The 26,392-nt window shown below is 54.9% G+C and carries 25 protein-coding genes; 10 read left to right on the top strand and 15 right to left on the bottom strand.

Features of this window, described 5'->3' with window-relative positions; genetic code table 11:
* Positions 1-201: 201 nt before the first annotated feature.
* Both murP and murQ read right to left on the bottom strand, forming a co-directional pair.
* Positions 202-1,656, bottom strand: a complete 1,455-nt coding sequence (gene murP, locus OK412_RS16395; protein WP_264353367.1) for a PTS N-acetylmuramic acid transporter subunit IIBC — start codon at positions 1,654-1,656, stop codon at positions 202-204.
* Positions 1,656-2,567 carry an N-acetylmuramic acid 6-phosphate etherase gene (gene murQ, locus OK412_RS16400; protein WP_264353368.1) on the bottom strand — a complete coding sequence of 304 codons (912 nt, stop codon included), beginning with the start codon at positions 2,565-2,567 and terminating at the stop codon, positions 1,656-1,658. Before murQ ends, murP begins: the two co-directional genes overlap by 1 nt.
* Before the next feature lie 637 nt (positions 2,568-3,204).
* On the opposite strand from murQ, the gene OK412_RS16405 reads away from it, so the two are divergent.
* Together OK412_RS16405 and OK412_RS16410 are read left to right on the top strand one after the other, a co-directional pair.
* Positions 3,205-3,909 carry a hypothetical protein gene (locus OK412_RS16405; RefSeq protein WP_033759543.1) on the top strand — a complete coding sequence of 235 codons (705 nt, stop codon included), beginning with the start codon at positions 3,205-3,207 and terminating at the stop codon, positions 3,907-3,909.
* Entirely contained in the window at positions 3,906-4,328 is a 423-nt protein-coding gene (locus tag OK412_RS16410; RefSeq protein WP_050679826.1) for a hypothetical protein, read from the top strand. The genes OK412_RS16405 and OK412_RS16410 overlap by 4 nt, the downstream gene beginning before the upstream one ends.
* A 102-nt stretch (positions 4,329-4,430) precedes the next feature.
* Here the strand turns inward: OK412_RS16410 and gltP are convergent, their stop codons facing one another.
* Positions 4,431-5,732 carry a glutamate/aspartate:proton symporter GltP gene (gene gltP, locus OK412_RS16415; RefSeq protein WP_010252141.1) on the bottom strand — a complete coding sequence of 434 codons (1,302 nt, stop codon included), beginning with the start codon at positions 5,730-5,732 and terminating at the stop codon, positions 4,431-4,433.
* A 584-nt stretch (positions 5,733-6,316) separates the two neighbouring features.
* Here gltP and acs point away from each other — a divergent pair.
* From acs to OK412_RS16430, 3 genes are all read left to right on the top strand, one after another.
* Entirely contained in the window at positions 6,317-8,272 is a 1,956-nt protein-coding gene (gene acs, locus OK412_RS16420; protein ID WP_010252142.1) for an acetate--CoA ligase, read from the top strand.
* Positions 8,273-8,412: 140 nt separating this feature from the next.
* Positions 8,413-8,742 (top strand): DUF485 domain-containing protein, encoded by a 330-nt coding sequence (locus OK412_RS16425; RefSeq protein ID WP_010252143.1) that lies wholly within the window; start codon positions 8,413-8,415, stop codon positions 8,740-8,742.
* Positions 8,739-10,394: a cation acetate symporter gene (locus OK412_RS16430; protein WP_033769450.1), complete on the top strand. Its 1,656-nt coding sequence runs from the start codon at positions 8,739-8,741 to the stop codon at positions 10,392-10,394. The genes OK412_RS16425 and OK412_RS16430 overlap by 4 nt, the downstream gene beginning before the upstream one ends.
* A gap of 82 nt (positions 10,395-10,476) precedes the next feature.
* Here the strand turns inward: OK412_RS16430 and OK412_RS16435 are convergent, their stop codons facing one another.
* The 3 genes from OK412_RS16435 to OK412_RS16445 all read right to left on the bottom strand — a co-directional run bounded on the left by OK412_RS16435 (position 10,477) and on the right by OK412_RS16445 (position 12,272).
* Entirely contained in the window at positions 10,477-11,022 is a 546-nt protein-coding gene (locus OK412_RS16435) for a YfaZ family outer membrane protein (protein ID WP_010252147.1), read from the bottom strand.
* Positions 11,023-11,158: 136 nt separating this feature from the next.
* Positions 11,159-11,854, bottom strand: a complete 696-nt coding sequence (locus OK412_RS16440) for an LrgB family protein (RefSeq protein ID WP_010252149.1) — start codon at positions 11,852-11,854, stop codon at positions 11,159-11,161.
* Positions 11,847-12,272 carry a CidA/LrgA family protein gene (locus tag OK412_RS16445; protein ID WP_010672051.1) on the bottom strand — a complete coding sequence of 142 codons (426 nt, stop codon included), beginning with the start codon at positions 12,270-12,272 and terminating at the stop codon, positions 11,847-11,849. The genes OK412_RS16440 and OK412_RS16445 overlap by 8 nt, the downstream gene beginning before the upstream one ends.
* Before the next feature lie 103 nt (positions 12,273-12,375).
* On the opposite strand from OK412_RS16445, the gene OK412_RS16450 reads away from it, so the two are divergent.
* Positions 12,376-13,278, top strand: coding sequence for a LysR family transcriptional regulator (locus tag OK412_RS16450; protein ID WP_010252153.1), 903 nt, complete (start codon positions 12,376-12,378; stop codon positions 13,276-13,278).
* A 44-nt stretch (positions 13,279-13,322) separates the two neighbouring features.
* On the opposite strand, the gene OK412_RS16455 is transcribed toward OK412_RS16450, so the two are convergent.
* The 4 genes from OK412_RS16455 to soxR all read right to left on the bottom strand — a co-directional run bounded on the left by OK412_RS16455 (position 13,323) and on the right by soxR (position 18,016).
* Positions 13,323-14,972, bottom strand: coding sequence for a Na+/H+ antiporter (locus OK412_RS16455; RefSeq protein ID WP_010252155.1), 1,650 nt, complete (start codon positions 14,970-14,972; stop codon positions 13,323-13,325).
* 145 nt (positions 14,973-15,117) lie between these two features.
* Positions 15,118-16,467: an NCS2 family permease gene (locus tag OK412_RS16460; RefSeq protein ID WP_022625223.1), complete on the bottom strand. Its 1,350-nt coding sequence runs from the start codon at positions 16,465-16,467 to the stop codon at positions 15,118-15,120.
* Between the two features lie 358 nt (positions 16,468-16,825).
* Positions 16,826-17,491 carry a glutathione S-transferase family protein gene (locus OK412_RS16465; RefSeq protein ID WP_264353373.1) on the bottom strand — a complete coding sequence of 222 codons (666 nt, stop codon included), beginning with the start codon at positions 17,489-17,491 and terminating at the stop codon, positions 16,826-16,828.
* Between the two features lie 39 nt (positions 17,492-17,530).
* Positions 17,531-18,016: a redox-sensitive transcriptional activator SoxR gene (soxR, locus tag OK412_RS16470; protein ID WP_010252161.1), complete on the bottom strand. Its 486-nt coding sequence runs from the start codon at positions 18,014-18,016 to the stop codon at positions 17,531-17,533.
* 100 nt (positions 18,017-18,116) lie between these two features.
* On the opposite strand from soxR, the gene soxS reads away from it, so the two are divergent.
* The gene (soxS, locus tag OK412_RS16475; protein ID WP_010252163.1) at positions 18,117-18,542 is read left to right on the top strand and encodes a superoxide response transcriptional regulator SoxS; all 426 of its coding nucleotides are present in this window, start codon (positions 18,117-18,119) and stop codon (positions 18,540-18,542) included.
* 250 nt (positions 18,543-18,792) lie between these two features.
* Positions 18,793-19,074 (top strand): YjcB family protein, encoded by a 282-nt coding sequence (locus tag OK412_RS16480; protein ID WP_010252166.1) that lies wholly within the window; start codon positions 18,793-18,795, stop codon positions 19,072-19,074.
* A gap of 54 nt (positions 19,075-19,128) precedes the next feature.
* Here the strand turns inward: OK412_RS16480 and OK412_RS16485 are convergent, their stop codons facing one another.
* Positions 19,129-20,079, bottom strand: a complete 951-nt coding sequence (locus OK412_RS16485; protein ID WP_010252168.1) for an ATP-grasp fold amidoligase family protein — start codon at positions 20,077-20,079, stop codon at positions 19,129-19,131.
* 8 nt (positions 20,080-20,087) lie between these two features.
* Complete coding sequence (locus tag OK412_RS16490; RefSeq protein WP_010252170.1) at positions 20,088-21,344, bottom strand: oligosaccharide flippase family protein; 1,257 nt, start codon at positions 21,342-21,344, stop codon at positions 20,088-20,090.
* 525 nt (positions 21,345-21,869) lie between these two features.
* Between OK412_RS16490 and OK412_RS16495 the strand changes: the two genes are divergently transcribed.
* Complete coding sequence (locus OK412_RS16495) at positions 21,870-22,265, top strand: transposase (protein WP_003855733.1); 396 nt, start codon at positions 21,870-21,872, stop codon at positions 22,263-22,265.
* 924 nt (positions 22,266-23,189) lie between these two features.
* Here OK412_RS16495 and OK412_RS16500 read toward each other — a convergent pair.
* Both OK412_RS16500 and OK412_RS16505 read right to left on the bottom strand, forming a co-directional pair.
* Entirely contained in the window at positions 23,190-24,149 is a 960-nt protein-coding gene (locus OK412_RS16500) for a DMT family transporter (protein WP_033769445.1), read from the bottom strand.
* Between the two features lie 77 nt (positions 24,150-24,226).
* Complete coding sequence (locus tag OK412_RS16505; protein ID WP_010252176.1) at positions 24,227-25,054, bottom strand: AraC family transcriptional regulator; 828 nt, start codon at positions 25,052-25,054, stop codon at positions 24,227-24,229.
* A gap of 120 nt (positions 25,055-25,174) precedes the next feature.
* Here OK412_RS16505 and OK412_RS16510 point away from each other — a divergent pair, with 120 nt between their 5' ends.
* Positions 25,175-25,696 (top strand): isochorismatase family protein, encoded by a 522-nt coding sequence (locus tag OK412_RS16510; protein WP_033770839.1) that lies wholly within the window; start codon positions 25,175-25,177, stop codon positions 25,694-25,696.
* A 70-nt stretch (positions 25,697-25,766) separates the two neighbouring features.
* Here OK412_RS16510 and ssb1 read toward each other — a convergent pair whose 3' ends face one another.
* Entirely contained in the window at positions 25,767-26,330 is a 564-nt protein-coding gene (ssb1, locus tag OK412_RS16515) for a single-stranded DNA-binding protein SSB1 (RefSeq protein WP_010252180.1), read from the bottom strand.
* Between the last annotated feature and the right edge of the window lie 62 nt (positions 26,331-26,392).

Consider the following 26,392-nt stretch of genomic DNA (forward strand, 5'->3'; position numbering starts at 1 on the left):
GCACGCGACGGTCTGAGTGTCGGCATGAAAACTGTGGGCTGAGAGATAACGATTACCTTTTTTTATGTTTTCGGCATGCTTCTGCCTACTCTTTAGCGTTTAAGTTAAATTAGTGGCAATAATAAAGCCGCTTTGTAGCGGCTTTCACATTTTTGGTTGATTATCCATCCGTTAGCCGGACTGGAGAATTCCGGCAGCGGGTCAGCTGAGGTCGACATTACGGGTGCCAAACCACCAGGTGAGCAGGAATCCGCCGATCCAGGCCACCATCAGCCCGGCCAGATAGACCGCCATGCCAGCGAAGATCCCCTGGCTGGAGGTCATCAGTGGCAGCGTGACCAGGCCGGAGGGTCCGAATACCGTGTTCATCCCGACCGGCAAACCCAGCCACGCCACCAGCCCGATAAAGAACCCGCCCAGCGCACCACCGCCGCAGGCGGTGATAAAGGGCTTGAGGCGCGGCAAAGTGACGCCGTAGATCAGCGGTTCACCGACGCCAAGCAGCCCCGGCACGATAGCGCCTTTGATCTGCGCCCGCAGCAGCGCCCCTTTTTCTGCTTTGCACCACAATGCCAGTGATGCGCCGACCTGGCCTGCTCCCGCCATCGCCAGAATCGGGAAGAGCGAGTTAAAACCCTGGGTTTCCATCAGCGCAAAGTAGACCGGAATAAAGCCCTGATGGATGCCGAACATCACCGCGATCAGGAACAGCCCGGCCAGCAGCGCACAGCCAAAGGGATTGTTATTGAGATGGATAAACAGCCACGACATCCCTTTAAACAGTTCGCCGCCCAGCGGCATGATCAACAGATAGGTGATGGCGCCGGTAATCAACAGCGTAAACAGCGAGGTGAGGATCATATCGAGATTGTCGGGAATGATTTTGCGCAGCTGTTTTTCAATCCACGCCCCGATAATCGCCGCCATCAGCACGCCAATAATGTTGCCGCGCGGGTCGATCGCCAGGCCAAAGAAGTTTTCCATGCCGCTGTAGTAGCCGGTGGTGGCCGTGGGCACATAGCCGAGCACAAACAGCGAGGCGATGATTGCGCCATTGACGCCGCTGCCGCCAAACGCTTTTTGCGCGTTGTAGCCAATCAGGATGCTGAGAAAAGTGAACAGCCCTTTACCGAAGACTTTCATGTACGCCACGGTATGCAGCAGCCAGGGCGCGTGGTCACCGGGTGCAGTGAGGTGGAGACTCTGTTCAATCAGCGTGGCAAATCCCAGCAGCAGCCCCGCGCCGATAAAGCCCGGAATCAGCGGAGTGAAGATGGTGGCGAAGCGCGACAGGAACTGATGCACGCCGCTGGTCTGTTTCGCCTTTAGCTGCTGCTTCTGCTGCTTCGCCAGCACGCGAAGTTCCGCTGTTTCGCCCTGCGGTGCCAGCGCGGTATCACCCTGAGCCAGCAGGTTCTGCATCCCCTCGGCGGCGGTTTGCGCCTTGCCAGGCCCCAGCACAATCTGCAACTGTGCCTCGCTGTCGATAACGCCTAAGACACCCGGCAGGCTTTTTAACCGTGCCAGATCACTCTCTCCCGGCTGATTGAGCGTCAGGCGGAGCCGCGTCATGCAGTGACCACAGGCCGCGATATTTTGCGCGCCACCGACCGCCTGCAGGATGTCGCGCAACAGTGCCGCGGTGATTCTGGCCATTAGCGTGCTCCCGCTGCCTGTAAAGCCTGACGGATAAAGCCGTGATGCTGACTGAGCAGCGCTTTCGCCTCATCGGCAGCCAGGTCAGCCAGCACCATCAGAATGGCGGTTTTGCAGTGTCCGCCACAGGCGGTGAGCGCGGCGCTGGCCGTCGCCTCATCACAGTCAGTGGCCTGCATGACGATGTTAACCTGACGCTGCACCAGTTTCTGATTGGTGGCTTCCACATCGACCATCAGGTTGCCGTACACTTTTCCGCTGCGGATCATCGACCCGGTAGTGAGCATGTTGAGCACCAGTTTTTGTGCCGTGCCCGCTTTCATACGGGAAGACCCGGTGACCACTTCGGGGCCGACCACCGGCGTGAGCGCAATCGCGGCAACCTGCGACATGGCGCTGCCTGGATTACAGGTGAGCGATACAGTGGTTGCGCCAAGTTCGTTCGCGTATGCCAGCGCGCCCAGTACGTAGGGTGTGCGACCGCTGGCGGCGATGCCAACCAGCACATCGTGGCGGCTGAAGTGGATATCTTTCAGATCCTGCGCGCCCTGCTCCCGGTTGTCTTCCGCGTTTTCTACCGCCTGGAGTATGGCGGTATGACCTCCTGCAATCAGGCCGACCACCTGCTCGCGGGGTGTGCCAAAGGTAGGTGGGCATTCGCTGGCATCCAGTATGCCCAGCCGACCGGAGGTGCCTGCGCCGCAATAGATCAGTCGTCCACCGGCCTGGAATGCGGCGCAGATGGCGTCAACGGCGGCGGCAATCTGCGGCACGATGGCCTCAACCGCCAGCGCCACCTTTTTATCTTCATCATTGATGACGCGAAGCATCGCTTCGGTGGAGAGTTCGTCAATATTCTGGCTGGCCAGGTTGCGGCCTTCGGTGATCATCTGGCTGAGATCGAGTTTCATGGCGGGCTCCGCAAAGGAATAAATTATTCAAATTACTAACTATCATAACGAATGATTAATTCATTGGGTGAGATCTTTTTTCGATGGATGTGGGGTGAGTCATGTTGCGGGGGATCAGGTTGAGTGAGTGATGTTGGGCATTGGGAGCTTAATCGCTCCGCATTCCGGCCTGGGTGCGGTGCATGTGAGAGGAATCGCTGGGAGACTGGCGCAGGTCAGAATAGGTTCACCTGATCGTAAAGACGCATTCGTCATCCATGACGCTCGGCCCACGCGATTATGCACCTCATCCATGAGGTGCGCCCGTTGCCGGGCCAACGCTCTGCGTTGTTCAAAAACGCTCCCGGCGTTTTTGTCCATGGCGTGGGACGCTTTACTCTTCAGGTGAACCTTTTCTTCTATTGGAATTTTTGTAGCTGCGGTAAAGAGTGCAGTGGTTGGATCATTTTGGACATGTTTAAAGCGTTGTAATGTAGTGGCGGAGTGAATGTGCCTTTCTAAAACAAAAGAGAGAAAACCAGAGGAGCAGATGACTTTAAGTGAACAGTCTGAGGCTACCTGAGTTGGTACTTCGCTGAGATGTTATGAGAAATAAGGACATAGTGACTTTACACAGGACGAAACAGGAATATTCAGGATGAGTAAACGAAACGACATTATTGATGGTAGAGATGCCAGCACAGCCAGATTCGGGATAGTTTACACGGAAGTGCTTGGCTGGGTGGATTTGGGACACGCCCAGGGGACAGACATTCGAGAGCTTTTTAGATCAATGACGCAGGGTGAATCATTGGGTAAAGAATTTTATGATGTCAGATATTCACAGGGCATGACATCACCCTTTCGATTACTCCGATCGGGTAAGGTGATGACCTGGCGAATCCGGCGTGGGCGACCTTACTGGGAGCAGAAAAGCATTGCCCTAGCGATGATGATGAATATGGCTCGCAAGTTTGAGGCATTTCAGGGTTCGTTTCCCAATAATCTGGTGACTGACAGCGGTTTTAGTGGTGAAGACTTGGTTTCAGATCTGTTGGGTTTTTACCGCGTGGTGTCGGTTCAAAACCCCTTCAAGATGCTCCGTCCGGTAAGTAAAGAAGAAGCCCTTAAACGCTGGGACTATTACGGTAAAACTGGCAACTGGAAAAATGAGACTTTTCAGCCTCTGCTATTTCCCGACCCAGAAAGATTCCCGCACTTACGTCCCCGTAAAGCTTTGTTACCGCAGTTCATGCGGACGGTGGTCCCCTATAATGATTTTCTTTCCGGGAACGTTATCCTGCCGCAGCATGACGGGACGTTTGTCATATTTGGTACCAACAACGCCAGGATGGGATTATGAGGAAAGCTATCGTCATTCTAATTGGTACGGTTGTCATCGCTGCTCTTGCGATAGTGGCTGGCTGGCCATATGTGAGAATGGAGTTTGCCAGCAGCGCATATTATACCGAGCAGGATAAGCGGTCGTATGAATATTACACGCCTGAATTGTTGAAAAAAATACCCAGAATATCAGACGATTATAAATTTGAATTCGGGAGAATAACAGGCACCGAAGCTAACGTCTTTACCGTAAAATTTTATGGTGTTACTGAAACTCATAGTATCAGGAATTACTTAAAATCAGAGGGGTATGAGCTCCAGACATCTTGTGATGTTGAAGCCGAGTGCTGGGAAAGTCGAGCGACCACCGATAAAGTCACAGTCGGAAACATTCATTCTCAAAAAGGCGTGTTTGTGCAGATATATCGGCGTTTATAAGGCACAGGAGCTGTCGTTCATATCCTGGCTGGCCGGGTTACGCCCCTTAAAACAAAAAAAGGCCCAACTTTCGTTGAGCCCATTCTTACGTTAATGCCGTGTTCAGCTTGCGGTCTGTGTCCGCAGCTCCAGCTCATACTCTTTCGCCTTTTCGACGTCGAACTGGTTTTCCCAGCGGGCAATCACCAGCACCGCCAGCGCATTACCGACCACGTTCAGCGCGGTACGCGCCATATCCATGATGCGATCAACACCGGCGATAAACGCCAGACCTTCCAGAGGAATGCCGACGCTGCCCAGCGTGGCCAGCAGCACCACGAAGGAGACGCCTGGCACGCCAGCGATACCTTTAGAGGTCACCATCAGCGTTATTACCAGCACAATCTCGTCGGTCAGCGACAGGTCAATGCCATACAGCTGCGCAATAAAGATCGCTGCGATACTCTGATAAAGCGTTGAACCATCCAGATTAAACGAGTAACCGGTCGGCACCACGAAGCTGGTGATCGCTTTCGGCGCCCCGTAGGCTTCCATCTTCTCCATGATACGCGGCAGCACCGTTTCCGAGCTGGAAGTAGAGTAAGAGAGAATCAGCTCATCCTTCAGGATACGCATCAGCGTGGTAATCCGCAGCTTACAGAAGCGCGCCACTCCGCCCAGCACCACAAAGGCGAAGAACAGAATTGCCGCGTAAACCAGCAGCACCAGCTTGGCCAGTGGCCAGAGCGAGGCAAAGCCGAAGTTAGCAATCGTCACCGCAATCAACGCAAACACACCCACCGGGGCATAGCGCATGATCATGTGCGTCACTTTAAACATCGCTTCAGAAATGCCACGGAACAGGTTCACCAGCGGATCGCGCTGTTCTGACGGCAGTGACGACAGGCCTAAGCCAAACAGCACCGAGAAAAAGATAATCGGCAGCATGTCGCCCTTCGCCATTGAGGCGAAAATATTCTGCGGGATCAGCGACAGAATGGTGGTCACCAGGCTGTGCGGACCGCCCTGTACCTCTGCCGTTGTCGCTTCATATTTAGAGATGTCCACCGTTGCCAGCGTTGACATATCAATGCCGGTGCCGGGTTGAAATACGTTGGCCAGCGTAATACCGACCACAATGGCAATGGTGGTGATCACTTCAAAGTAGAGAATCGTTTTGACGCCGATGCGTCCCAGCTTCTTTGCATCACCCACGCCAGCGATGCCGACAATCAGGGATGAAATCACAATCGGTACCACAATCATCTTGATAAGATGAATAAAGATATCGCCTGCCGGGCTGAGAATGTTGGTGACTAACCATTCACGATTGTCTGGCTGATTATGCAACACAGCACCCACAACGATGCCAAGCACCAGGGCTGTCAGAATCTGCCAGGCCAGGCTGATTTTAAAACCTTTCATAACGTGTAATTTCCTCAGTCAAAACCCGTTTCTCTCTACTGCGAAGGTGCAGAAGACAATACACACAGGGAGTGAGCAAAAAGCCCGGTAAATTAGAGGGTGTCTTGAAACAGCGCCTCGTATGAAAATCTGATGATTCCCATACCCATTTTCAGACGCGGTCTGAGTTGATACCTGCAGAACAGGGGCGAGATAAGTACCATTTTCACTGTGGTAAATGCAACCCCTGGCGGATCCGATTAAAAGTTCACCATCTAAGCAGCATAAAGTGCTGCTGGAGCTGAAAAACCCTAACCTGCTGTTATGAAAAGTATTACTTCGATGAATTTACGCATAGCTATGCAGAAACGATTAAAAACTGATCCGGCGCGTTTGCTCGCTTTTTATTCAGGATAAAAGCGTAAAAGCGATGCCTGACTTCTCCAGCGCCGCCAGAGCGTTAACCTGATAGATCAGAAAGGCTTAACGCTTCTCGGGGGGATGTGTATCACGTGATCTGTGGCGCAAAAAAGAAACAAAGCTTTGGTGCGGGCTTTAATTAACCATTGATTGACATATCATTAACATCTTCAAGGAGATCCGCCATGAGCCAAATACACAAACATCCCGTTCCAGAGAATATTGCAGCAAACACCCTGATTACTGCAGAACAGTATCAGGCGATGTATCAGCAATCTGTCGACGATCCAGACAGTTTCTGGGGCGAACAGGGCAAAATCCTTGACTGGATCAAGCCTTACAGCAAAGTGAAAAACTGCTCGTTTGCTCCAGGTAACATTAACATTCGCTGGTACGAAGATGGCACGCTCAACCTGGCGGCAAACTGCCTTGACCGTCATTTAGCCACGCGCGGCGATCACCCGGCGATTATCTGGGAAGGCGACGACGCCAGCGAAAGCAAAACCCTGACTTTCCGCCAGCTGCATGCCGAAGTCTGTCGCTTCGCCAACGTGCTGGAACTGCTGGAAGTGAAAAAAGGCGACGTGGTGGCAATCTATATGCCGATGGTGCCGGAAGCCGCAGTAGCGATGCTGGCCTGTGCGCGTATCGGTGCCGTTCACTCGGTGATCTTTGGCGGTTTCTCACCAGAGGCGGTCGCGGGCCGCATCGTCGATTCCAGCGCCTCGCTGGTAATCACAGCCGATGAAGGGATCCGCGCCGGTCGCAGCATTCCGCTGAAGAAAAATGTCGATGACGCGTTAAAAAATCCTAATGTCACCAGCGTGAAAAACGTGGTGGTGTTCCAGCGCACTGGTAAAGATGTGGGCTGGGTTGAAGGCCGCGATCAGTGGTGGCACGACCTGATGCTGAACGCGAGCACCAATCACGCTGCCGCAGAAGTCGGCGCGGAAGATCCGCTGTTTATCCTTTATACCTCCGGTTCAACCGGCAAACCCAAAGGCGTGTTGCACTCCACCGGCGGGTATCTGGTCTATGCCGCGACCACCTTTAAGTTCGTCTTTGATTACCATCAGGATGATATCTACTGGTGCACCGCTGATGTTGGCTGGGTGACGGGCCACAGCTATCTGGTTTATGGCCCGCTGGCCTGTGGCGCCACCACACTGATGTTTGAAGGGGTGCCGAACTGGCCAACGCCGAGCCGTATGGCAGAAGTGGTCGATAAACATAAAGTCACGCTGCTCTACACCGCGCCCACTGCCATCCGTGCGCTGATGGCGGAAGGTGATAAGGCGATTGCCGGCACCGACCGCAGCAGCCTGCGCATTATGGGATCGGTCGGTGAGCCAATTAACCCGGAAGCCTGGGAGTGGTACTACAAGAAAATCGGCAACAGCCGCTGCCCGATTGTTGATACCTGGTGGCAGACCGAAACCGGCGGCTTCATGATCACGCCGCTGCCGGGTGCGACCGAGCTGAAAGCGGGTTCCGCCACCCGACCGTTCTTTGGCGTGCAGCCCGCGCTGGTGGATAACGAAGGTCAGCCCCAGGAAGGCGCCTGTGAAGGCAATCTGGTGATCACCGAGTCGTGGCCGGGTCAGGCGCGTACCCTCTATGGCGATCACGACCGTTTCGAGCAGACCTACTTCTCTACCTTTAAAAATGTCTACTTCAGTGGTGATGGTGCCCGTCGTGATGAGGATGGCTACTACTGGATCACCGGACGCGTCGATGACGTGCTCAATGTTTCAGGTCACCGACTCGGCACCGCCGAAATTGAATCGGCGCTGGTCTCGCACCCTAAAATTGCCGAAGCGGCGGTAGTGGGGATTCCGCACAGCATCAAAGGCCAGGCGATCTATGCCTATATCACGCTGAATCATGGCGAAGAGCCGTCGCCGGAGTTGTACACCGAAGTGCGCCAGTGGGTCCGTAAAGAGATTGGCCCGATAGCCACACCGGATGTGCTGCACTGGACCGACTCACTGCCGAAAACCCGCTCCGGCAAAATCATGCGGCGTATTCTGCGCAAAATTGCCACCGGGGATACCAGTAATCTTGGTGATACTTCTACGCTCGCCGATCCTGGCGTAGTAGAAAAACTGCTTGAGGAGAAACAGTCGATCAAAATGCCTTAAGCGCACGCTGTCCGGCGGGAAGATCGCTTCCCGCCACACCCGCCCTACGCAGTCTGTTTCGGTAGTCACAAATATTATAACCAGCTGAATCCGCGCCCTGTCGCGAGGTTCTCGCCTGCAAGCCCTCTGGAGAAAATGTGATGAATGACGCCCTTTCGAATCAGGATGCCATCAATCAACAGATTGAGCGTAATCCCCTTTTTCATGAATTAGTCCGTAAGCGCCAGGCGTTCGCGACGCTGCTGTCGCTGATCATGCTGGTGCTCTATGTCGGCTTTATCCTGCTGATCGCATTTGCCCCCGGCTGGCTCGGTACGCCGCTGCATGCTGGCACCAACGTCACGCGCGGTATCCCGATTGGGGTCGGGCTGATTGTGATGTCGTTTGTGCTGACCGGCGTCTATGTCTGGCGTGCCAACGGTGAGTTTGACCGTTTAACGAAAGCGATCCTCAGCGAGGTGAAATCATGACTCGTCTCACCTTATGGCTGCTGGCCTTAATGCTGCCGTTTTCAGCACTGGCTGCCGATGCGATAACCGGTGCCGTGCAGCGCCAGGCGACCAACTACCAGGCGATTATCATGTTTACGATTTTCGTCGGGGCCACGCTGGGAATTACTTACTGGGCCTCAAAGCGCACCCGATCACGTAATGACTACTACACCGCGGGCGGCAATATCACTGGCTTCCAGAATGGCCTGGCGATGGCGGGTGACTTCATGTCGGCCGCCTCGTTCCTGGGCATTTCGGCGCTGGTTTACACCTCTGGTTATGACGGGCTGATCTACTCGCTCGGCTTCCTGGTCGGCTGGCCGATGATTCTGTTTTTAATCGCTGAGCGACTGCGTAACCTGGGTCGCTACACGTTTGCCGATGTCGCCTCATATCGTCTGAAGCAGATGCCGATCCGCACCCTGTCAGCCTGCGGCTCGCTGGTGGTCGTGGCGCTCTACCTGATCGCGCAGATGGTCGGGGCCGGTAAACTGATCCAGCTGCTGTTTGGCCTTAACTACCATGTTGCGGTAGTCCTGGTCGGCATTCTGATGGTGATGTATGTGCTGTTTGGCGGCATGCTGGCCACCACCTGGGTGCAGATCATCAAAGCCGTGCTGCTGCTGTTTGGCGCCACCTTCATGGCGGTCATGGTAATGAAGGCGACCGGTTTCAGTTTTAATACGCTGTTCACCGAAGCGATGGCGGTCCATCCAAAAGGCATCGCGATTATGCAGCCTGGCGGACTGGTCAAAGATCCTATCTCCGCGCTGTCGCTGGGGCTGGGGCTGATGTTTGGTACGGCCGGATTGCCGCATATCCTGATGCGCTTCTTTACCGTAGCGGATGCTAAAGAGGCACGTAAAAGCGTCTTCTGGGCCACCGGCTTTATGGGTTACTTCTACTTCCTGACCTTTATTATCGGCTTCGGTGCCATCCTGCTGGTGGGCGCTAATCCGGCCTTTAAAGATGCCAGCGGCGCGCTGATTGGCGGCACCAATATGGCGGCAGTGCATCTGGCGAACGCCGTGGGCGGCAGCACCTTCCTGGGCTTTATCTCTGCGGTTGCCTTCGCCACGATTCTGGCCGTTGTCGCAGGCTTAACCCTGGCAGGTGCGTCGGCGGTGTCTCACGACCTCTACGCCAGCGTGTATCGTAAAGGTCAGGCGAGCGAGAGAGATGAGCTGCGGGTTTCAAAAATTACCGTGCTGGCGCTGGGCGTGGTGGCGATTGCGCTGGGTATTCTGTTTGAGAAACAGAACATCGCCTTTATGGTCGGGCTGGCCTTCTCGATTGCGGCCAGCTGTAACTTCCCGATCATCCTGCTGTCGATGTACTGGTCAAAACTCACGACGCGCGGCGCGATGGTGGGCGGCTGGCTCGGTCTGCTGACCGCCGTTATCCTGATGATCCTCGGCCCGACGGTGTGGGTACAGGTGCTGGGCAACGCGAAGGCGATTTTCCCCTATGAGTATCCGGCGCTGTTCTCCATGGCGGTGGCTTTTGTGGGCATCTGGCTCTTCTCGATTACCGACCATTCGCAACAGGGCGCAGAAGAACGTTCACGCTTCCGTGCACAGTTTATCCGCTCGCAGACCGGCACCGGCATCGAACAGGGCAAAGCGCACTGATCGTGGCTTTTCGTTCATAACGAGCAGGCAATAAAAAAGGGCGGCTACCGAAGTAGTCGCCCTCTTCTTTTGCGCAGCAGAATCAGAAGCGCAGCGATGCACCCACGTACGGGCCATCGACCAGCACGTTATCTTTGCGTCCATCTTTGTTGTTCAGTTCGATGTACTGATAACCCACACGCAGGTTAAGCAGTGAAACCGGCGTGAAGCTCAGGCCGCCACCGGCTTCCTGATAGCTGTCGAGCTGATCGGTGAAAGACTCTGGCGCGTAATAATATTCGCCATACAGGCCCCACATGCTGTTGAAGCTGTAGTGTGCTGCACCACCCAGCGCCACCGCAAATCCATCTTTTCCATCTTCAGGATGGGTGAAGATCGCTTTTGCGGTCGGCGCCAGACGCAGCGGCCCGAAATCAACGTTGTAACCCAGACCGGCACCGTAGGTGCTGCCGTCATGGTCGCTACGCAGCCAGTTACCTTTCAGAAACAGACCGGGTGTTGTGGTGCCCAGACCCACATTCAGGTTGGTGTTGTGTTCGCTGACATCAACACTGCCTTCAATCGCCTGAGCGGCACCGCTCATTAAAACCAGCCCGAGGGCGCTCCCGGCAACAAGTTGCTTAAACATGATTCCACTCCGTGAAAGGACAATTAATTCGGCCGCAAGGTTAACAGCCTGAAATGGGGAGACAACAAAATCTGGAAAACTTTACGTAAAAATACGTGTCTCAGCGCAGACCAGCGTCTGTGCGACGGAGTGTAGCCTATATTGTCCACATCAGGTGCCCAATCAGCGGGGCCAGCACCACGGTCACCACGCCAGAGAGCATCATCACCAGGCTGGCGACCACGCCCTCCTGCTCGCCAATCTGATAGGCGCGTGCCGTGCCGGCACCGTGTGACGCCGCACCGAATCCCGCGCCTTTCGCCACGCCCTGCTTAATGGCGAGCCGCAGAAACAGCACGTCGCCGATTGCCATGCCAAACACGCCTGTAATTACCACGAACAGCGCCACCAGATCGGGCTGCCCGCCAATCGGACCCGCCGCAGCCAGCGCAAACGGCGTGGTGATAGAGCGCACGGCCAGGCTGCGCTGAATCGACTCCGGCAGGGTTAACAGCCGCGCCAGCCAGACGGAACTGCAGACGGCGACCAGCGTCGCGGTCACTACGCCCGCGCTCAGCGACAGCCAGTGGCGCTTAATAATCTCCACGTTCTCATAGACCGGCACGGCAAACGCCAGCGTCGCTGGCCCCAGCAGCCAGAGCAGCCAGTGGTTTTCGGCGATGTAATCCTGCCAGCTGATATGCGTCAGCAGCAGCAATGCCACCAGCACCAGCGGCGTCATCACCAGTGGCATCAGCAGCAGCGTCCGCCAGCGGCGGTAAAGCCGTTTATTCAGCGCATAAACCAGCAGCGTAACGGCTACACACAGCAGGCTGAGCAGAAAATCACGCATGCGGATCCTGCTTACGCGCGGCGCGCGCGACTTCATACTGATAAAGCCGGTCCACCACCCAGGCAGTCGAGGCCAGCACCAGCAGCGTACTGACGCCGATCACCACACAGATGCGCCAGCCATCAACCCGCAGCAGATCGCCATAGTTCACCACCGCCACCACCGCCGGAATAAAGAACAGCAGCATCTCGGCCAGCAGCCAGCGTGATCCGGCTTTCACCCAGTTCAGCGGCACAATCCGCGTCACGATTAACGCCAGCAGCAGCAGCATCCCGACGATATTGGCGGGCAGCGGCAGATGCAGCCAGCTTACCAGCCGGTCGCAGGCGATAAACAGGCCGATATAGAAACCCAGCTGGAGCGGCAGGCTGAGCCATTGCACTGCGCGGTTGCTGCGTAAAGTGAGCGCTAACGCCATCACCTTGTCTCCCCGATTAAATTGATGTCACCAGTATAAATCGTCAACAGAAGGTGAAAAAAATGAATTAAAATTATCGAAATCATGCCTGAAAGGAATAGTTATGGATGTCCGCGCCCTGCGTTACTTTACTGAAGTCGTACGCCAGCAAAGCTTTACCCGTGCGGCGCAGAAGCTGTTTGTGACACAACCGACCATCAGCAAAATGCTGCGCCAGCTGGAGGAGGAGCTGGGCTGCACGCTGATCCTGCGCGATGGTCGTCGTCTGCACCTCACCGACAGCGGCCAGGCGGTCTATCAGCGCGGCCTGGCGATCCTGCAGGAGTTTCATCAGCTGGAAGCGGAGATTGGTGACATTAACCAGCTCAAAACCGGTGAGCTGCGACTGGGTATTCCGCCGATGGTCGGTATGCAGATTGCCGGTTCGATTTCCGCGTTTCGCCGCCGCTATCCCGGTGTGAAGCTGAAAATCTCTGAGTTCGGCGGTCTGACCGTCCAGCAGGCGGTGCTGGCGGGCAGTCTGGATATCGCCCTGACCGCGCTACCGGTCGATGCCGAGCTGCCGCTGAACACCCTGCCCCTGATGCATCATCCGCTCTGCGTACTGCTGCCGCGTCGCCCGGAGTGGCTCAGCCGCCAGCAGATTGGACTGGCAGAACTGGCAGAGCATCCACTGCTGATTTTTAATGAGGAGTTCTCGCTGAATCGTCAGCTGATGCAGGCGTTTCAGCGGCTCAACCTGACGCCAACGGTGGCGGTTCGCAGCGGACAGTGGGATTTTCTGGCGGCGATGGTGCAGGCGGAGATGGGGCTGGCGATTCTGCCGGAGCCGATCTGTCAGCGGCTGGATAAGCAGTCGCTGCTGTGGCTGCCGCTGGAATCGGAGCTGAAGTGGAGTCTGGGATTGATCTGGCGGGAAGGGAGTTATCTGTCGCGCAGTGCGCAGGCGTGGATAGCCTGTTGTCGCGAGCATTGGCCGGATGAGCCGCCGCGCCTGTCGGTGTGAAAGGCTGGCACGCCGCATTAACGCGCAGGCGTGCCAGTCAGGACTTACTCCTCTTTTTCGATCAGCAGCGCTTCCAGCAGATCCAGGTCGTGCAGTAACTTCTGCATCGTCTCATTGGAGATTTGCTGGGTGGCGCGCAGATGATAGACCTCAGCACGTTCGGCACGCAGTCCGGTCAGGCGGAAGCGACGCTCCAGGTTCTCGGCGAACAGCGCGTGTTCAAGGTCATTCTTCCCTTCAGCGCGACGACGTAAGTTGCCAATCACCCGCAGACTCACCTCTTTAAGCAGCTCCGGGTCGATGTTCTCTTCCGACTCATTCTCCAGCCGCTCTTCCATCTTGTGCAGGCTCTCAATGGCTGCGCCTGCCATTACCGCTCGCGCATTCTGCAACTCGCGACGGTGTGCGCCTTTATCAATGGTATCAATGCCGCGCAGCAGAATCGGCAGAATCACTACCCCTACCAACAGCGAGAAGAGAATCACGCCGGTGGCGATAAAGACCAGTTCATAACGCGCCGGGAAAGGCTCGCCGTTGGTCAGGAACAGCGGAATCGACAGGACACCGGCCAGGGTAATCGCGCCGCGCACACCCGCAAAGGAGGCGATCAGCAGTTCACGCAACGAGTAGTTGGAGAACTCCAGCGGCTTCTTCTTCAGCAGGCGTTTGCTGAAGCGCTGCATAATCCATAGCCAGCCAAAACGCACGATCATCAGCGCGGCATAGACCAGCCCGATATCGGCAAACAGCATCCAGAGTTCGACGTTTGGATCGGCCTGCGCCTGATCGACAGAGGTCTGCAGAATATCCGGCAACTGCAGGCCCAGCATCAGGAAGACCATGCCGTTAAAGACGAACTCCAGCATCTGCCAGACGCTGTTGGCACGCAGGCGCATCGCCAGCGGTGCCTGACGAATAATACCGGAACGGGTGATGGTCATACCGGCAGCCACGGCCGCCAGGATGCCTGAGACACCCAGATGTTCAGCAATCAGGTAAGAAGCGAACGGCAGCAGCAGCAGCAGCACGGTCTGGGTAGCCGGATCGTCACCGCTCCAGCGGCTGAGCAGGCGCAGTGACTTACCGTAGAGCCAGCAGATCGCGACACCCGCAATCAGACCACCCACCGCCACTTTCAGGAACTCAACGCTGGCACCGCCCCAGGTAAACACCATGGTGCCCATGGCAACTGCCACGGCAAATTTCAGCGATACCAGGCCCGAAGCGTCATTCATCAGGGCTTCGCCCTGCACGATCGACATAATCTTCTTGGGAATACGGCCTTCACCGACAATGCCTGAGAGCGCCACGGCATCGGTCGGTGACAGCACCGCCGCCAGCGCAAAGGCAGGGATCAGCGGGATACCTGGTACCAGCCAGTAGATCAGATAGCCGATGCCGATCACGGTAATCAGGACCAGCGCCAGTGCTAAGCCAATTATCTCGCGACCATGATGCAGGAACTCACTGATCGGCGTCTTCCAGCCATCCGCGAACAGCAGCGGCGGAATGAAGAGCACCAGAAACAGCTCCGGATCAAAGTCGACATGCAGACCAAAAGTTGGCCAGGCCAGCATCGCACCCACGGCGATCTGAACCAGCGGCAACGGGATCTGAAAAGGGAGGATACGAGCCGCGACGCCAGAGAGCGACACGACCAGCGTCATGATGAGAATTGTAAAAAAGATTTCCATGCTTTCCTTAGGCGTCGTTTCTTTCAATCATTGGTTAAGCGCTAAAGTGTAAAACAAACTGCGGTGAAGATTGTCAGCTACGCGTGCGCCGGGCGGGAAAATAGTGAAAAATTCCGGACGTGCAGCCGCACGCCCGGTTGTACAGTCAGATCGCCCAGCCACCGGCGTAAAACGCCACCAGCGCGATAGCAATAATGACGGTGCCGACGTTGAGCTTACGCCATTCCCCCGCGAAGAGACGCCCCACGACCAGGCTGGCGAAGCCGATCATAATACCGGTGACGATGTTACAGGTGAGCACGATAATCACCGCCGTTAACAGGCCCGACATCGCATCGACAAAATCATTGAAGTCGACTTTCGCCACATTACTGAGCATCAGCAGACCCACATACATTAATGCAGGCGCGGTGGCGTAAGCCGGCACCAGATACGCCAGCGGTGACATAAACAGAATGGCAAGGAACAGCAGGCCGACCACAATCGCGGTAAGACCGGTTTTACCCCCCGCCGCCGTTCCTGCCGCCGATTCGATATAAACCGCAGCCGGTGACGCGCCCACCAGACCCGCGAACAGGCTGCTGACGGAGTCGCTAGTCAGCGCACGACCACCATTGATAATCTGGCCCTGTTTATCCAGCAGATTTGCCTGACCCGCGACCGCGCGAATGGTGCCGGTCGCGTCAAAGACCGCCGTCATCACCAGTGCCAGCACGCTTGGCAGCACGACCGGCTGCATCGCACCCATAATGTCGAGGCTGAACAGCAGCGACTCACCGCTGGCATCACGCAGGCTCGGCAGCGCAAACAATCCTTTGTAGCTCACCGCCGGATCGAAAATCAGCCCCAGCAGCGAAATGGCGATAATTGTCATGAGAATACCGCCGGGCATCCGGCGCTTCTCCAGTCCAATAATTGCTGCCAGTCCCAGCAGCGTCATCATTACCGGAAAAGTGGTGAAGTGCCCCAGCGCCACTGGCAGGCCCGGAGCCGGGTTTTTCACTACCAGGCCTACACCGTCAGCCGCAATCAGCAGCAAAAACAGGCCAATTCCGACGCCGGTGCCGTGCGCCACGCCCATCGGCAGGTTACGCAGGATCCAGGCTCGAATGCCGGTCACTGAGATCAGGGTAAACAGCAGGCCCATCAGGAACACCGCGCCCAGCGCTACCGGCACGCTGATGTGCTGGCCCAGCACGAGGCTGAAAGCGGTAAAGGCGGTTAAGGAGATTGCACAGCCAATCGCCATCGGCAGATTGGCCCACAGTCCCATGATGATGGAACCAAAGCTGGCAACCAGGCAGGTGGCGACAAACACGGCAGTGGGGGGAAAACCGGCCTTGCCCAGCATCCCCGGCACCACGATGACGGAGTAGACCATCGCCAGGAAGGTGGTAAGTCCGGCCAGAATTTCCTGGCGCACGCTGCTGCCGCGCGCCGAGATCGAGAACCAGGCGTCCAGTTTTCCACTGGCCGGGCGTGATTCAGTTGACATAGTTGAGCCTCAAAAATTTTTGTTGTGTGGATCGCTCTGCGACCATCGCTGTCCCTGGAATAAGCGGGTAGACGGCGTCACTGTCGGGTTTTACCCGGCAGGCAAACGTTTACCTTGCCGCAGATAGTTGGCCGCCAGAAGCGGCCAGATAAAAAGGCATGCGATTATCCGGCGTTTAGCGGCACATTTTCAACTGTCAGAGGGAGATTCTTCAGCATAAAGATCAGGCTTAAGTCGCCAGCAGCCACGTGGCCCAGGCCGACGTCAAACGCTGACGCCCTGAAGTTAACGCGATTTTCAGGGGGATGCGCACTGGCGCAGCCGTGGTGAGACACGACCCGCCAGTGGAAGAGGGGAATTAACCTGGCAGCGAAAGCTCGCCGCCCTGATCGATCGCGCGCTGCCAGGCGGCACGCTGTTGCACAGTCTGCAGCCATTTCTGGCTGGCGGGCATCTGCTCCAGTCCGGCACGTCGCGCAAGCGCCAGCAGCGGAAAGCTCATCTGGATATCAGCGATACTGAAGCGCTGACCGGCGAACCAGGGATTTGCAGCCAGATGCTGTTCGATCATCTGCATGTGTGGCTTAAGCTGTTTATCCAGGAACGCCTTCTGCACGCCTTTACCGAATGCCGCCCCGACCGGGCGCAGCAGCCACGGCACCGGTGCTTTACCCATCTGACCGAAGATCAGCTTCATCACCAGCAGCGGCATCAGCGAGCCTTCGGCATAGTGCAGCCAGTAGCGGCACTGCAGCCGCGACGTCTCATCACTCACTTTGAGCCGGAACTCGTGATCATATTTCTCTTCAAGGTATTCGAGAATGGCACCTGACTCTGCCACTACCTGGTTCCCGTCGGTAATCACCGGTGATTTTCCCAGTGGATGCACTTTTTTCAGCGCCTCCGGGGCCAGCATGGTCGGTTCGCGTTGATAGCGTTTAATCTGGTACGGCACTTCCAGCTCTTCCAGCAGCCACAGCACCCGATGCGAGCGCGATTTCTCAAGATGGTGAACGGTGATCATCATGATTCCCTGTGTTTTGACCTTCACCAAGTATAGACGTCACTCCACATCCGGATGTTTATCATCCTGTTCCGGGTCAAGCAGCACCGCACCTGAACCCTGCTGACCCAGCCGGTCGCCGGGATTGCGCAGCGGGCAGTCGCGCATCGACAAACAGCCGCAGCCGATACAGCCATCCAGGTCATTACGCAGGCGGGTCAGGGTTTCAATGCGCTTATCCAGCTCTTCGCGCCAGTGCTGCGTCAGCGCATCCCACTCCGGTGTCGACATGCGCTTGTCAGGCGGAATGTGATCCAGGCTGTCACTGACTGTTGCCAGCGGAATGCCGATACGCTGCGCAATCTTGATAATCGCGACGCGTCGCAGCACGTCACGGCTGTATCGCCGCTGATTGCCGCTGTTGCGGGTGCTGAAAATAAGTCCTTTTGTCTCATAAAAGTGCAGCGCCGAAACCGCCACACCGCTGCGGCGCGCTACTTCACCCGGTGTTAAGACCGGTTTCGGATAGTTGCGTTCTTTTTTCATCAGGCTCTTTACCTCAAGTTAACTTGAGGAATTATACTCGCTCTCCATCAAAACCACTAAACTCCCATTACCGCTTATTAAGCACCAGAAGGATGAGACCATGATGCAAGAAGAGATCATTCATTCCCTGACGCACTGGATTGACCAGAACCTGGATAAGAGCCTGTCGATCGATGAGGTTGCCGCAAAATCGGGCTATTCGAAATGGCATCTGCAGCGTATGTTCCGTTCGGTAACGAAACAGACACTGGGTGGCTATATTCGCGAGCGCCGTCTGACGCTGGCAGCGGAAGCGCTGTCACAGACACAGCGGCCGGTTTTTGATATCGCGATGCAGTATGGCTATGACTCGCAGCAGACCTTCTCCCGCGTGTTTCGTCGTCAGTTTTCACAGACGCCTACCGCTTACCGCCATACCATGCGCCGCCAGGCGATTCAGCGCCCTCGCCTGCTGAGTTTTGGCTGCAATGACGGTATCAGTAGCTTCACCCAGCGCACGACCGGCGAGTGCTGTCCGGTTCGTTGACCCCTCAGATGCGCCCGGGCGCATCTGACTGATTTCCCCGCCGTTCTTCTGCTACTGCACACTATTCCCTCACGCCGCTACCATACCAGAGTCAAATTTTGTTCAAAATTTAAAATCGGGTGATATAATGTGACCCAAGTCACACTTTGAACCTGGGTTGACGGCGAAAAAGCACCCCCTGACACACTTTTCCGCCGCCGGTGATGTCCGCAGATTGTCAGGAATACTTACTGATATTGAGGTCCGGCCGATGGCTACGTTAACCGCCAGTTTACTTGTTATGCGTTGGGAATTGCTGAGCGCAATCATGATGTTTTTTGCCAGCACCCTGAAAACCAAACTTCGTCAGGATAGCCGTCACGTGATGGCATTTATGTGTGGCGGGATTGGTTTAGGCATGACCTGCTGGTTTGTTACCGGTCTGATGGGCATTACCCTGAGCATGGATAACGTGCATAACTTTCTGGAAATCTCAAAGCATGCCTTTATCGATGTGATGAGCCAGGCGCCTGCTGACTGGCCGATGCCCTGATTTTTGCGCATAAAAAACCCCGCTTAGCGGGGTTTTTTATATTGCTGTGTGTGCTTAAATTTTCTTCAACATGGCAGGGATATTAACATCCTGCACTGTAACGCCCGGGCTCTGCGTTCCGCGGCGGTCCTGAATCCACATATCTCCCATCATCTGATTTAAACCACGATCTAATCCGGTGACCAGTCCTGCACCTGGGGTGAAGGTCAGTTCGCCAAAGTAGATCCGCTCGTCATGGATATACCAGTCCACACGCACGTAGTCGAAATCACTGGCCAGCTTCTTGCTCAGTTCGAGCGCATGTTCCAGTGACGGCATAATCGGTGAGACATCCAGACCGGTATCGCGAATCTTGTGATAGGCCTCATTGAGGTTATTCACGTAGAAATTCATCGACAGCAGCGGCTGGCAGCGGTTGTAGATCACCTGCAGCACATATTCGAACTTGCCATCACGCTTGTTGAACATATGAAACTTGTAATCAATGGGCGCGCTTTTGCCATCACCAATGTACTTCTCAACCAGGATACGTGGCTTGATGTAGCGATAGTGAATCTCACGCGCTTCGTTGGCGAAGTCGGTCTTCAGCCAGCGATAGCAGTCATGAATGATCTGCTGCTTGCGCAGTGCGTCCGGCTCCTCCAGCAGAATCTCTACCATGTTGGAGGCGTGGTTCGGCTTGATCACCGTCCCCTTCCAGCAGGGTAAGCTGTTCAGCGTGGTCGGGTCAGTGGTTTCGTGTACCAGCGGGATCAGGTATTCATTACCGATTTTTTCAGCAATGAATTCGCGCACCGAGTACTTATCTGACAGACGACCATAGCTTTGGTAATCGCCGAAGATAAACTTACGGTACAACACCTTCTCGTTGAACACTTTTGGCTGACGCAGATTGGGCAGCTTTCTGAACTTATGGAAGTAGTAGATGCGGTCCTGATAAGCCCAGGGCATCTTCTTAATAAAATACTGCACACTTCTTCTGAGTTCTTCTTTCAACTTGAGCATATCTGACCTCATTTGTATGTTTTGTAGTTGAGTGAGGAAACCTGAATCTTTTGAATGACGCCGTTTTTAAAGAAGTAATTCATTACGGTCAGGGACAAAAGTTCTGAAAGGAAAACGCTCCACGCGGCCCCCATGATGCCGTGACCCTGGATCAACCACCAGGAGAGCGGCAAACTGATGACCATCAGGCAGATGATTTTCCTCAGCAAGTAGTTAAATCCTCCCTCTTTGACCATGTAGCGATACGCTACGGTCCCCATTGCCGAAAAGCTGGTCGCTATCGACAGCAACGTAATGAGACTTCCTGACTGTGTGAATTCCGGGCCGTACAACGCAATGATGATCCGCTCGCCATAAAGCGAAATGATCAGCAGCATCAGCAATGAAACCGCCATAACATAGCCATTGAGCCGCGCAGCCAGCTTAATGGCGACCTCGCCGCGCTCCCTGAAGATTTCAGTGAAGCAGGAGGTGATGAGCGCCACCGGGATAAAAATCCATGAGGCGGAAATGGTATTCGCCGCCGCAAACAGCCCGAGGTCACGCGCGGGTGCCGTGCCTGCCAGGAACATCTGCGCCGCTTTTACCTGCACAGAGATAAAGATGCTGGAGATCGCCAGCGGCAGACCGGCATACATCAGATAACGCAGATAGGCCGTGCGCTTTTCGCGCGGTGGCATCTGATCCTGATGATCCTGATAGAAGTTGTGACGCTTAATCAGGTAAGGCACCAGAGTCACTGCGACAATCGACAGCGTCAGCCAGAGCGGATTAAGACGCAGCCAGGCGACGGTGAAGCTGATGCCGAAACTCAGCAGCATGCCCACGGCGTTGGCGATGGTGTTAAGACGCGAGGCAAGACGCGCGTTGTTATAAACGCTGAAGGTGTCCTGGGTGACAAAAACCGAGGCAACAAATGAGGCCAGTGCAAACGCCAGGAAATTTTCCTGCATGTTGTACCAGACCCAGATTAAGACTGGCACCGAAGTGACCAGCAACAGCACCATTCTCATCGTGCGGGCGATGGTCATCAGGCGCAGGCCTTTTGACGCATTTTTGCTGACGCGTTTAAACAGAATGGTTTCGGTGCCAAAGATTGCAACGGTTTGCACCATCGCAAATAGTGAAGTAGAAAACGCCATCTGGCCAAACACCGTTGGGCCAAAGGATTTCGCCACGTAAGACGTCACAAAAATGACGCCAAAAACGGAGATGATCTTCTCAGACATCATCCAGGCGGCATTAGACATTACGCTCAATTTCATCGACTCTTCCTTAGTATTACTCAACTACAACCGCTTCGGTACAACATCCCTGTAACGAATTAATAAGCGCTCAGTGGGCCTGGCGAAAATGTAAGACTTCAGACCAAGCTGGTCCGAAAATTGAGATGTAAATCATGATCCGGAGTGTTAATTCAGGATAATTCTTATTATAAATGGCGCGAATCACTTCAGATGGAAACGATTTCAGGCTGAAAATAAAACAACCTTTAAGAGCCCTTCCCGCCATATTAATCAAGTCGGTCAGGCTAAATATCCAATGTACGTAGAATTTTTTCGTATTTTGGATGCGATGAATTTATAACAAAAATCCCCCTCCAGGAAGGCACGCCCACCGGATAAGAATAAAATAAGATTTATCCCATGATGATATTTATTCTAAATATCTTAATTTAGGCTTCGCAATTCAATTCGCGCACTTTAATACTGCCTTAATAGAATCTTACAGTGCCAGAAATTATTAAAGTCATTCTCATCCATTAATCGATAAGAAAGGTAAGAGCATTTATGAGAAAGTCACGATACAGCGAAGATCAAATCACAAATGCCATTAAAGCTTCTGAATCGGGCGTGAAAGTCAGAGAGATTTGTGAAGAGTTAGGCATCTCTGAAGCCACGTTCTACAGCTGGAAGAAGAAGTTTTCTGGGTTGTCTTCGGAAGAAGGCAGAAAAATCAAAGAGCTGGAAGAAAAACTGCAGAACATCACGCGTGAACTGCAGACGCTCAACTCGGACAAAGAGATGCTGCAGAGCGTTCTGAAGCACTTCTTTACCACTAATGAAAAACGTCAGGCTGTGGATTTCCTGCAGGCCACCTTTGACATTGGCACCCGTCGCAGCTGCCGCTTATTAGATATCAGTCGCAGCGTATACCATTATCCGTCAGGCACGGAGAACCGCTAAACCCCAATGCTACCGCGCTTTTTAGACTTAACGCTGAGATTTGTTCTTACCAGAAGAGATGAAGATCATTTAACAGGACAATTGCGGCACCCTTTTCCGCTCCATTTATAACTAATGAATGGCTTCACGGCTAAGCTTCTTTTTTTGCGGTAAAATTGATTCACAACAGCAAACGTCTCGCATTCTACGGCTACTCTTCCCTTCCCAATCTCGTTTACGCGGGATTGGGCCCTCCCTTTCTTACGTAAGCCCAGCTAATCGTCGGAACTAAATCGTCTCAATTTCATTAAGCCAATTTAAACATCGCGCAAAAAACAATCACCGTATATTTGAGTTAATGCTGGACCTGACTCAAATTTTTGCGGCTGCGTTTAATTCCGGGGAATGGGTTAATGGCATATACTTTCTCCAGGATTAATCCAGGATAAATAGTTTATTGCTCCTTATCACTAACGTTATGTGTCTATCTTTTCGCTCTCTTCATTGCGCATCATTGATGCCAGAGATTAATCTTTAATTATTAACGCAGCGGCGGAGTTTTCTTACTCATTCATCACTGAGTGAAGTTAATAGTGGTTTTCAGCCTCCCTTTCTCAGGACCATACCGCAATAAAAAGCCGCTGATAAAAGCATAACGTCCATAATGCTGCGCGATTTTTCCTGATTAATGACCGATATCTGAACAGTTCCTCCCTGGCAACGCTAAACATGGCTATGTTCAGGAGACCATCAGTCCCGTTTTTTCACTGACAAACAGGGGATGAGAGAGGCTTTCGGGGGTTAAGGTACGATTACGCAGAGGCATGAAATCGATTTCGCGGCACAAATCTGTCGCAGAGCGGGCAAATCGGGGTAGGGTTTAATCTTAAAAAGCCGCGCGGCGTGTTATCCGCGCGGCAGAGGTCTTTTGGCGATCTTCGCGGTTTACTCTTTAATCGCGACGACGAGAGGCTGCGGTTTAATGCGCATTGCCCACAGGACACCAGCCATCAGACAAATAATCCCCGTCACGGTGAGCAGGGGTGGCCAGCTTTGATACCAGAGAAAAGTCCACAACAGGCCGAAAAGGATCTCAAAAACAATCAGTGGCCCCATCAGTACGGTGGGAAGACGCTGGCTGGCAGCGTTCCAGCATAAGGTCCCGAGCCAGGAACAGAGCAGACCAATCGCCAGCATCAGGGAGATAAACACTGCAGGACGCGGCCCAAACGGCAGCGCAAAAGCCGGCTGTTGCCAGGCAAGCTGCGCGCTGACCAGCGCGTACATGATTAGCGCCATCGGCAGCGTCACGACCCCCTGCGCTGTTGCCCAGGTCGAGGGCCGCAGTTCGGGATGGGTACGCAGCCAGCGGGCATTGCGCAGCGGATACCAGGTCCAGCAGACCACGGCCAGCAGCGCCAGCGCGATACCGGTCAGATAACGGCTGAGATCAAGCGTGTGGCCCTGACTCTGTAGCTCCGCCGCATTCACGCAGAGTAATCCGGCTGCCATCATGACCAGTGCCGGAAACAGCCGCCGCCACGGCAGGCGTCCTTCAAGATGGCCGTAACAGAGATTGGCCGTCACAGCGATCACCACCGGCAGCGTGCCGATAATCATGGTGGAGACCGGCCCGCCAGTGCGCTGAATGGCGTTCGCCAGAAACGCATAGTAGAAGAGGTTTCCCACCAGCGAGAGCTTTACCGCCTCACGCCAGTCGGCCCGGGCCAGCTTGCGCAGGCGATGACGACCGTGCCAGGCCAGCGGCAGCGCAATCAGCCCAAACGCCACATAACGTCCCGCCGATTGCAGCGCGCCAGGATAGTCAGGCACCAGCAGCGGCCCGACAAAGATCAGCCCCCACAGCAGTCCGGCGGTGACGGCAAACATGACACCAGCAAACATAATTTCTTCCTTATATAGCTTTTTCGTTCAGTGTGGCGGGTTCGGGCGGGGAATGCTTGTAGCAGATTGCGGTGGTATCAGGGCTGGCGCACCTGCTTTTGATAGCGGCCCGGCGTGATGCCATAACGGTTTGCAAAGGCGCGGGTCAGATGGGCCTGATCGGTTAATCCCACCGCCGCCGCAACGCTGGCAGCCGCTTCACCCTGTGCCAGCCTTTGCTTGGCGTCGTAAAGCCGGAAAGCCATCAGCATCTGATGCGGCGTAACGTGATAGTGCTGACGAAAGGCGCGTAAGAAGTGCCACGGCGAAAGCGAGGCCAGCGCCGCCAGCTCATCCAGCCGCACCGGTTCTGCGAGGTTCGCGCGCAGAAAGTCTCTTACCTGATCAAAACGATGCCGTGCATCCGGTCTGCCCTGTGAGGACATGCGTGCCAGCGGACGAATCTGCAACAGCAGTTCAGCCAGCAGGCTCTGGCGCGCCAGTGGTGATTCCGCCTGCCAGAGTGTCGCCAGCGTGCGGGAGAGCGGCCGCGCCACGCGCGGATCGGTCAACAGCGCCTCGTTGAACCACCAGCCGCGATCGCCGGTCAGTTCATCCATCAGCTGCGGCTGAATGTAGATCATCTGGTAGCGCCAGCCCTCTTCACACGCTGACTCACCGGTATGCAGCTCATCCGGATTCATCATGACCAGCGAGTTCTCCGGCGCAGTATATTCGGTGCCGCGGTAGCGAAAGCGTTGCGCGCCCGCTTCAATGGTGCCGATACCAAAGGCTTCATGGGTATGGGGTTCAAATGCGTAGCGGGAGATGTGGGCCTGATAGAGTTCCACACCGGGCAGTTCGGCGAGTTGCTGAAACCGGGCGCGGTCTTTCTCACAGGGGAAACTCGCCGGAACACCTTCCACTTCTCTCTCCTTATTTAACCAGTCGGTTTAGCATGCCTGTGACAGGGGGGAAAATGCAAAAGATTGCTTTCCACAATGCCTCAGGTAACACTGTTTTTTTCAAACCAGATGGGATCAAGCATGGCACAGCGGGTAGTCGTGGTCATTGATATGCAGAATGGCGTCTTCAGCACGCCACGCTTCGACACAGCGGGAAGGATTGCACAGATTAACCGGCTGACCGAACGCGCCGATATCACAATATTTATCCAGCACCGCGAAGGCGAGATGTGCGAGGGTAATGCGGCTTTCGGGCTGCTGCCGGAAATCGCTCAGCCTGCTGGCGCACACTATGTGACTAAAACTGCCTGCGACAGCTTCTGGCACACCGACCTGGCCACGCTGTTAAAGAGGCTGGCAGTAGAGGAATTTGTGGTGTGCGGTTGTGCCACTGACTACTGCCTGGATACCACGATAAAAGTCGGTGCCAGTGCGGGCTATGCGATTACCGTTGCCGCCGATGCGCACACCACGGCAGATCGCCGCTGGGTCAGCGCCGAAGCACTGATTAACCAGCACAATGATGTGTGGGCCTCACTGCTGATCCCCGGCAACGTGCCGCGTGTGTTGAGCACGGAGGCGATTCTGGCGGAATGGTCGTAACCGCCAGCGAAAGTCGCGCATAAAAAAAGCCCGCAAAGCGGGCTTTTTTTGTACTCTCTGGCCAACGGAATCAGAACGGAATATCGTCGTCGAAATCCATTGGTGGTTCGTTGTTGTTGCTGGCCGGCGCGCTCTGTGGCTGCGGCTGCGGACGGGACTGCGCGCCACCACTGAACTGGTTATTGTTGCCCTGCGGCTGCTGCGGCTGACCCCAGCCATTGTTGTTGCCACCGCCCTGCGCGCCACCACCGGCTGGAGCGCCTGCACCGGCATTACCGCCCTGCTGACGGCCACCCAGCATCTGCATGGTACCACCAACGTTAACCACGACTTCGGTGGTGTAACGCTCCTGGCCACCCTGATCCTGCCATTTACGGGTGCGCAGCTGGCCTTCGATATAGACCTGCGATCCTTTTTTCAGGTATTCACCCGCGACTTCAGCCAGTTTGCCAAACAGCACCACACGGTGCCACTCAGTGATCTCTTTGTTTTCACCGGTCTGCTTGTCGCGCCAGCTTTCCGACGTAGCCAGCGTAATGTTGGCAACAGCGCCACCATTTGGCATATAACGTACTTCCGGATCCTGACCCAGATTCCCGACAAGAATCACTTTGTTAACGCCACGACTGGCCATGTTGCTGTCTCCCGATGAGTTAATGCATACAGTCTAATCTATCAATTCTAACACGTCCTGCG

The sequence above is a fragment of the Pantoea sp. JV6 genome (genome assembly GCF_025910055.1).
Taxonomy (GTDB): Bacteria; Pseudomonadota; Gammaproteobacteria; order Enterobacterales; family Enterobacteriaceae; genus Pantoea; species Pantoea agglomerans.

Coding starts and splice junctions, on each gene's coding strand:
- OK412_RS16430 (WP_033769450.1), top strand. CDS start 8,739: ATGACTCGTCTCACCTTATGGCTGCTGGCCTTAATGCTGCCGTTTTCA.
- OK412_RS16445 (WP_010672051.1), bottom strand. CDS start 12,272: ATGGCGTTAGCGCTCACTTTACGCAGCAACCGCGCAGTGCAATGGCTC.
- OK412_RS16460 (WP_022625223.1), bottom strand. CDS start 16,467: ATGTCAACTGAATCACGCCCGGCCAGTGGAAAACTGGACGCCTGGTTC.
- OK412_RS16440 (WP_010252149.1), bottom strand. CDS start 11,854: ATGCGTGATTTTCTGCTCAGCCTGCTGTGTGTAGCCGTTACGCTGCTG.
- soxS (WP_010252163.1), top strand. CDS start 18,117: ATGATGCAAGAAGAGATCATTCATTCCCTGACGCACTGGATTGACCAG.
- acs (WP_010252142.1), top strand. CDS start 6,317: ATGAGCCAAATACACAAACATCCCGTTCCAGAGAATATTGCAGCAAAC.
- OK412_RS16405 (WP_033759543.1), top strand. CDS start 3,205: ATGAGTAAACGAAACGACATTATTGATGGTAGAGATGCCAGCACAGCC.
- OK412_RS16485 (WP_010252168.1), bottom strand. CDS start 20,079: ATGCTCAAGTTGAAAGAAGAACTCAGAAGAAGTGTGCAGTATTTTATT.
- OK412_RS16500 (WP_033769445.1), bottom strand. CDS start 24,149: ATGTTTGCTGGTGTCATGTTTGCCGTCACCGCCGGACTGCTGTGGGGG.
- OK412_RS16510 (WP_033770839.1), top strand. CDS start 25,175: ATGGCACAGCGGGTAGTCGTGGTCATTGATATGCAGAATGGCGTCTTC.
- murP (WP_264353367.1), bottom strand. CDS start 1,656: ATGGCCAGAATCACCGCGGCACTGTTGCGCGACATCCTGCAGGCGGTC.
- gltP (WP_010252141.1), bottom strand. CDS start 5,732: ATGAAAGGTTTTAAAATCAGCCTGGCCTGGCAGATTCTGACAGCCCTG.
- soxR (WP_010252161.1), bottom strand. CDS start 18,016: ATGAAAAAAGAACGCAACTATCCGAAACCGGTCTTAACACCGGGTGAA.
- OK412_RS16410 (WP_050679826.1), top strand. CDS start 3,906: ATGAGGAAAGCTATCGTCATTCTAATTGGTACGGTTGTCATCGCTGCT.
- OK412_RS16435 (WP_010252147.1), bottom strand. CDS start 11,022: ATGTTTAAGCAACTTGTTGCCGGGAGCGCCCTCGGGCTGGTTTTAATG.
- OK412_RS16455 (WP_010252155.1), bottom strand. CDS start 14,972: ATGGAAATCTTTTTTACAATTCTCATCATGACGCTGGTCGTGTCGCTC.
- OK412_RS16490 (WP_010252170.1), bottom strand. CDS start 21,344: ATGAAATTGAGCGTAATGTCTAATGCCGCCTGGATGATGTCTGAGAAG.
- OK412_RS16425 (WP_010252143.1), top strand. CDS start 8,413: ATGAATGACGCCCTTTCGAATCAGGATGCCATCAATCAACAGATTGAG.
- OK412_RS16495 (WP_003855733.1), top strand. CDS start 21,870: ATGAGAAAGTCACGATACAGCGAAGATCAAATCACAAATGCCATTAAA.
- ssb1 (WP_010252180.1), bottom strand. CDS start 26,330: ATGGCCAGTCGTGGCGTTAACAAAGTGATTCTTGTCGGGAATCTGGGT.
- OK412_RS16465 (WP_264353373.1), bottom strand. CDS start 17,491: ATGATCACCGTTCACCATCTTGAGAAATCGCGCTCGCATCGGGTGCTG.
- OK412_RS16450 (WP_010252153.1), top strand. CDS start 12,376: ATGGATGTCCGCGCCCTGCGTTACTTTACTGAAGTCGTACGCCAGCAA.
- OK412_RS16480 (WP_010252166.1), top strand. CDS start 18,793: ATGGCTACGTTAACCGCCAGTTTACTTGTTATGCGTTGGGAATTGCTG.
- murQ (WP_264353368.1), bottom strand. CDS start 2,567: ATGAAACTCGATCTCAGCCAGATGATCACCGAAGGCCGCAACCTGGCC.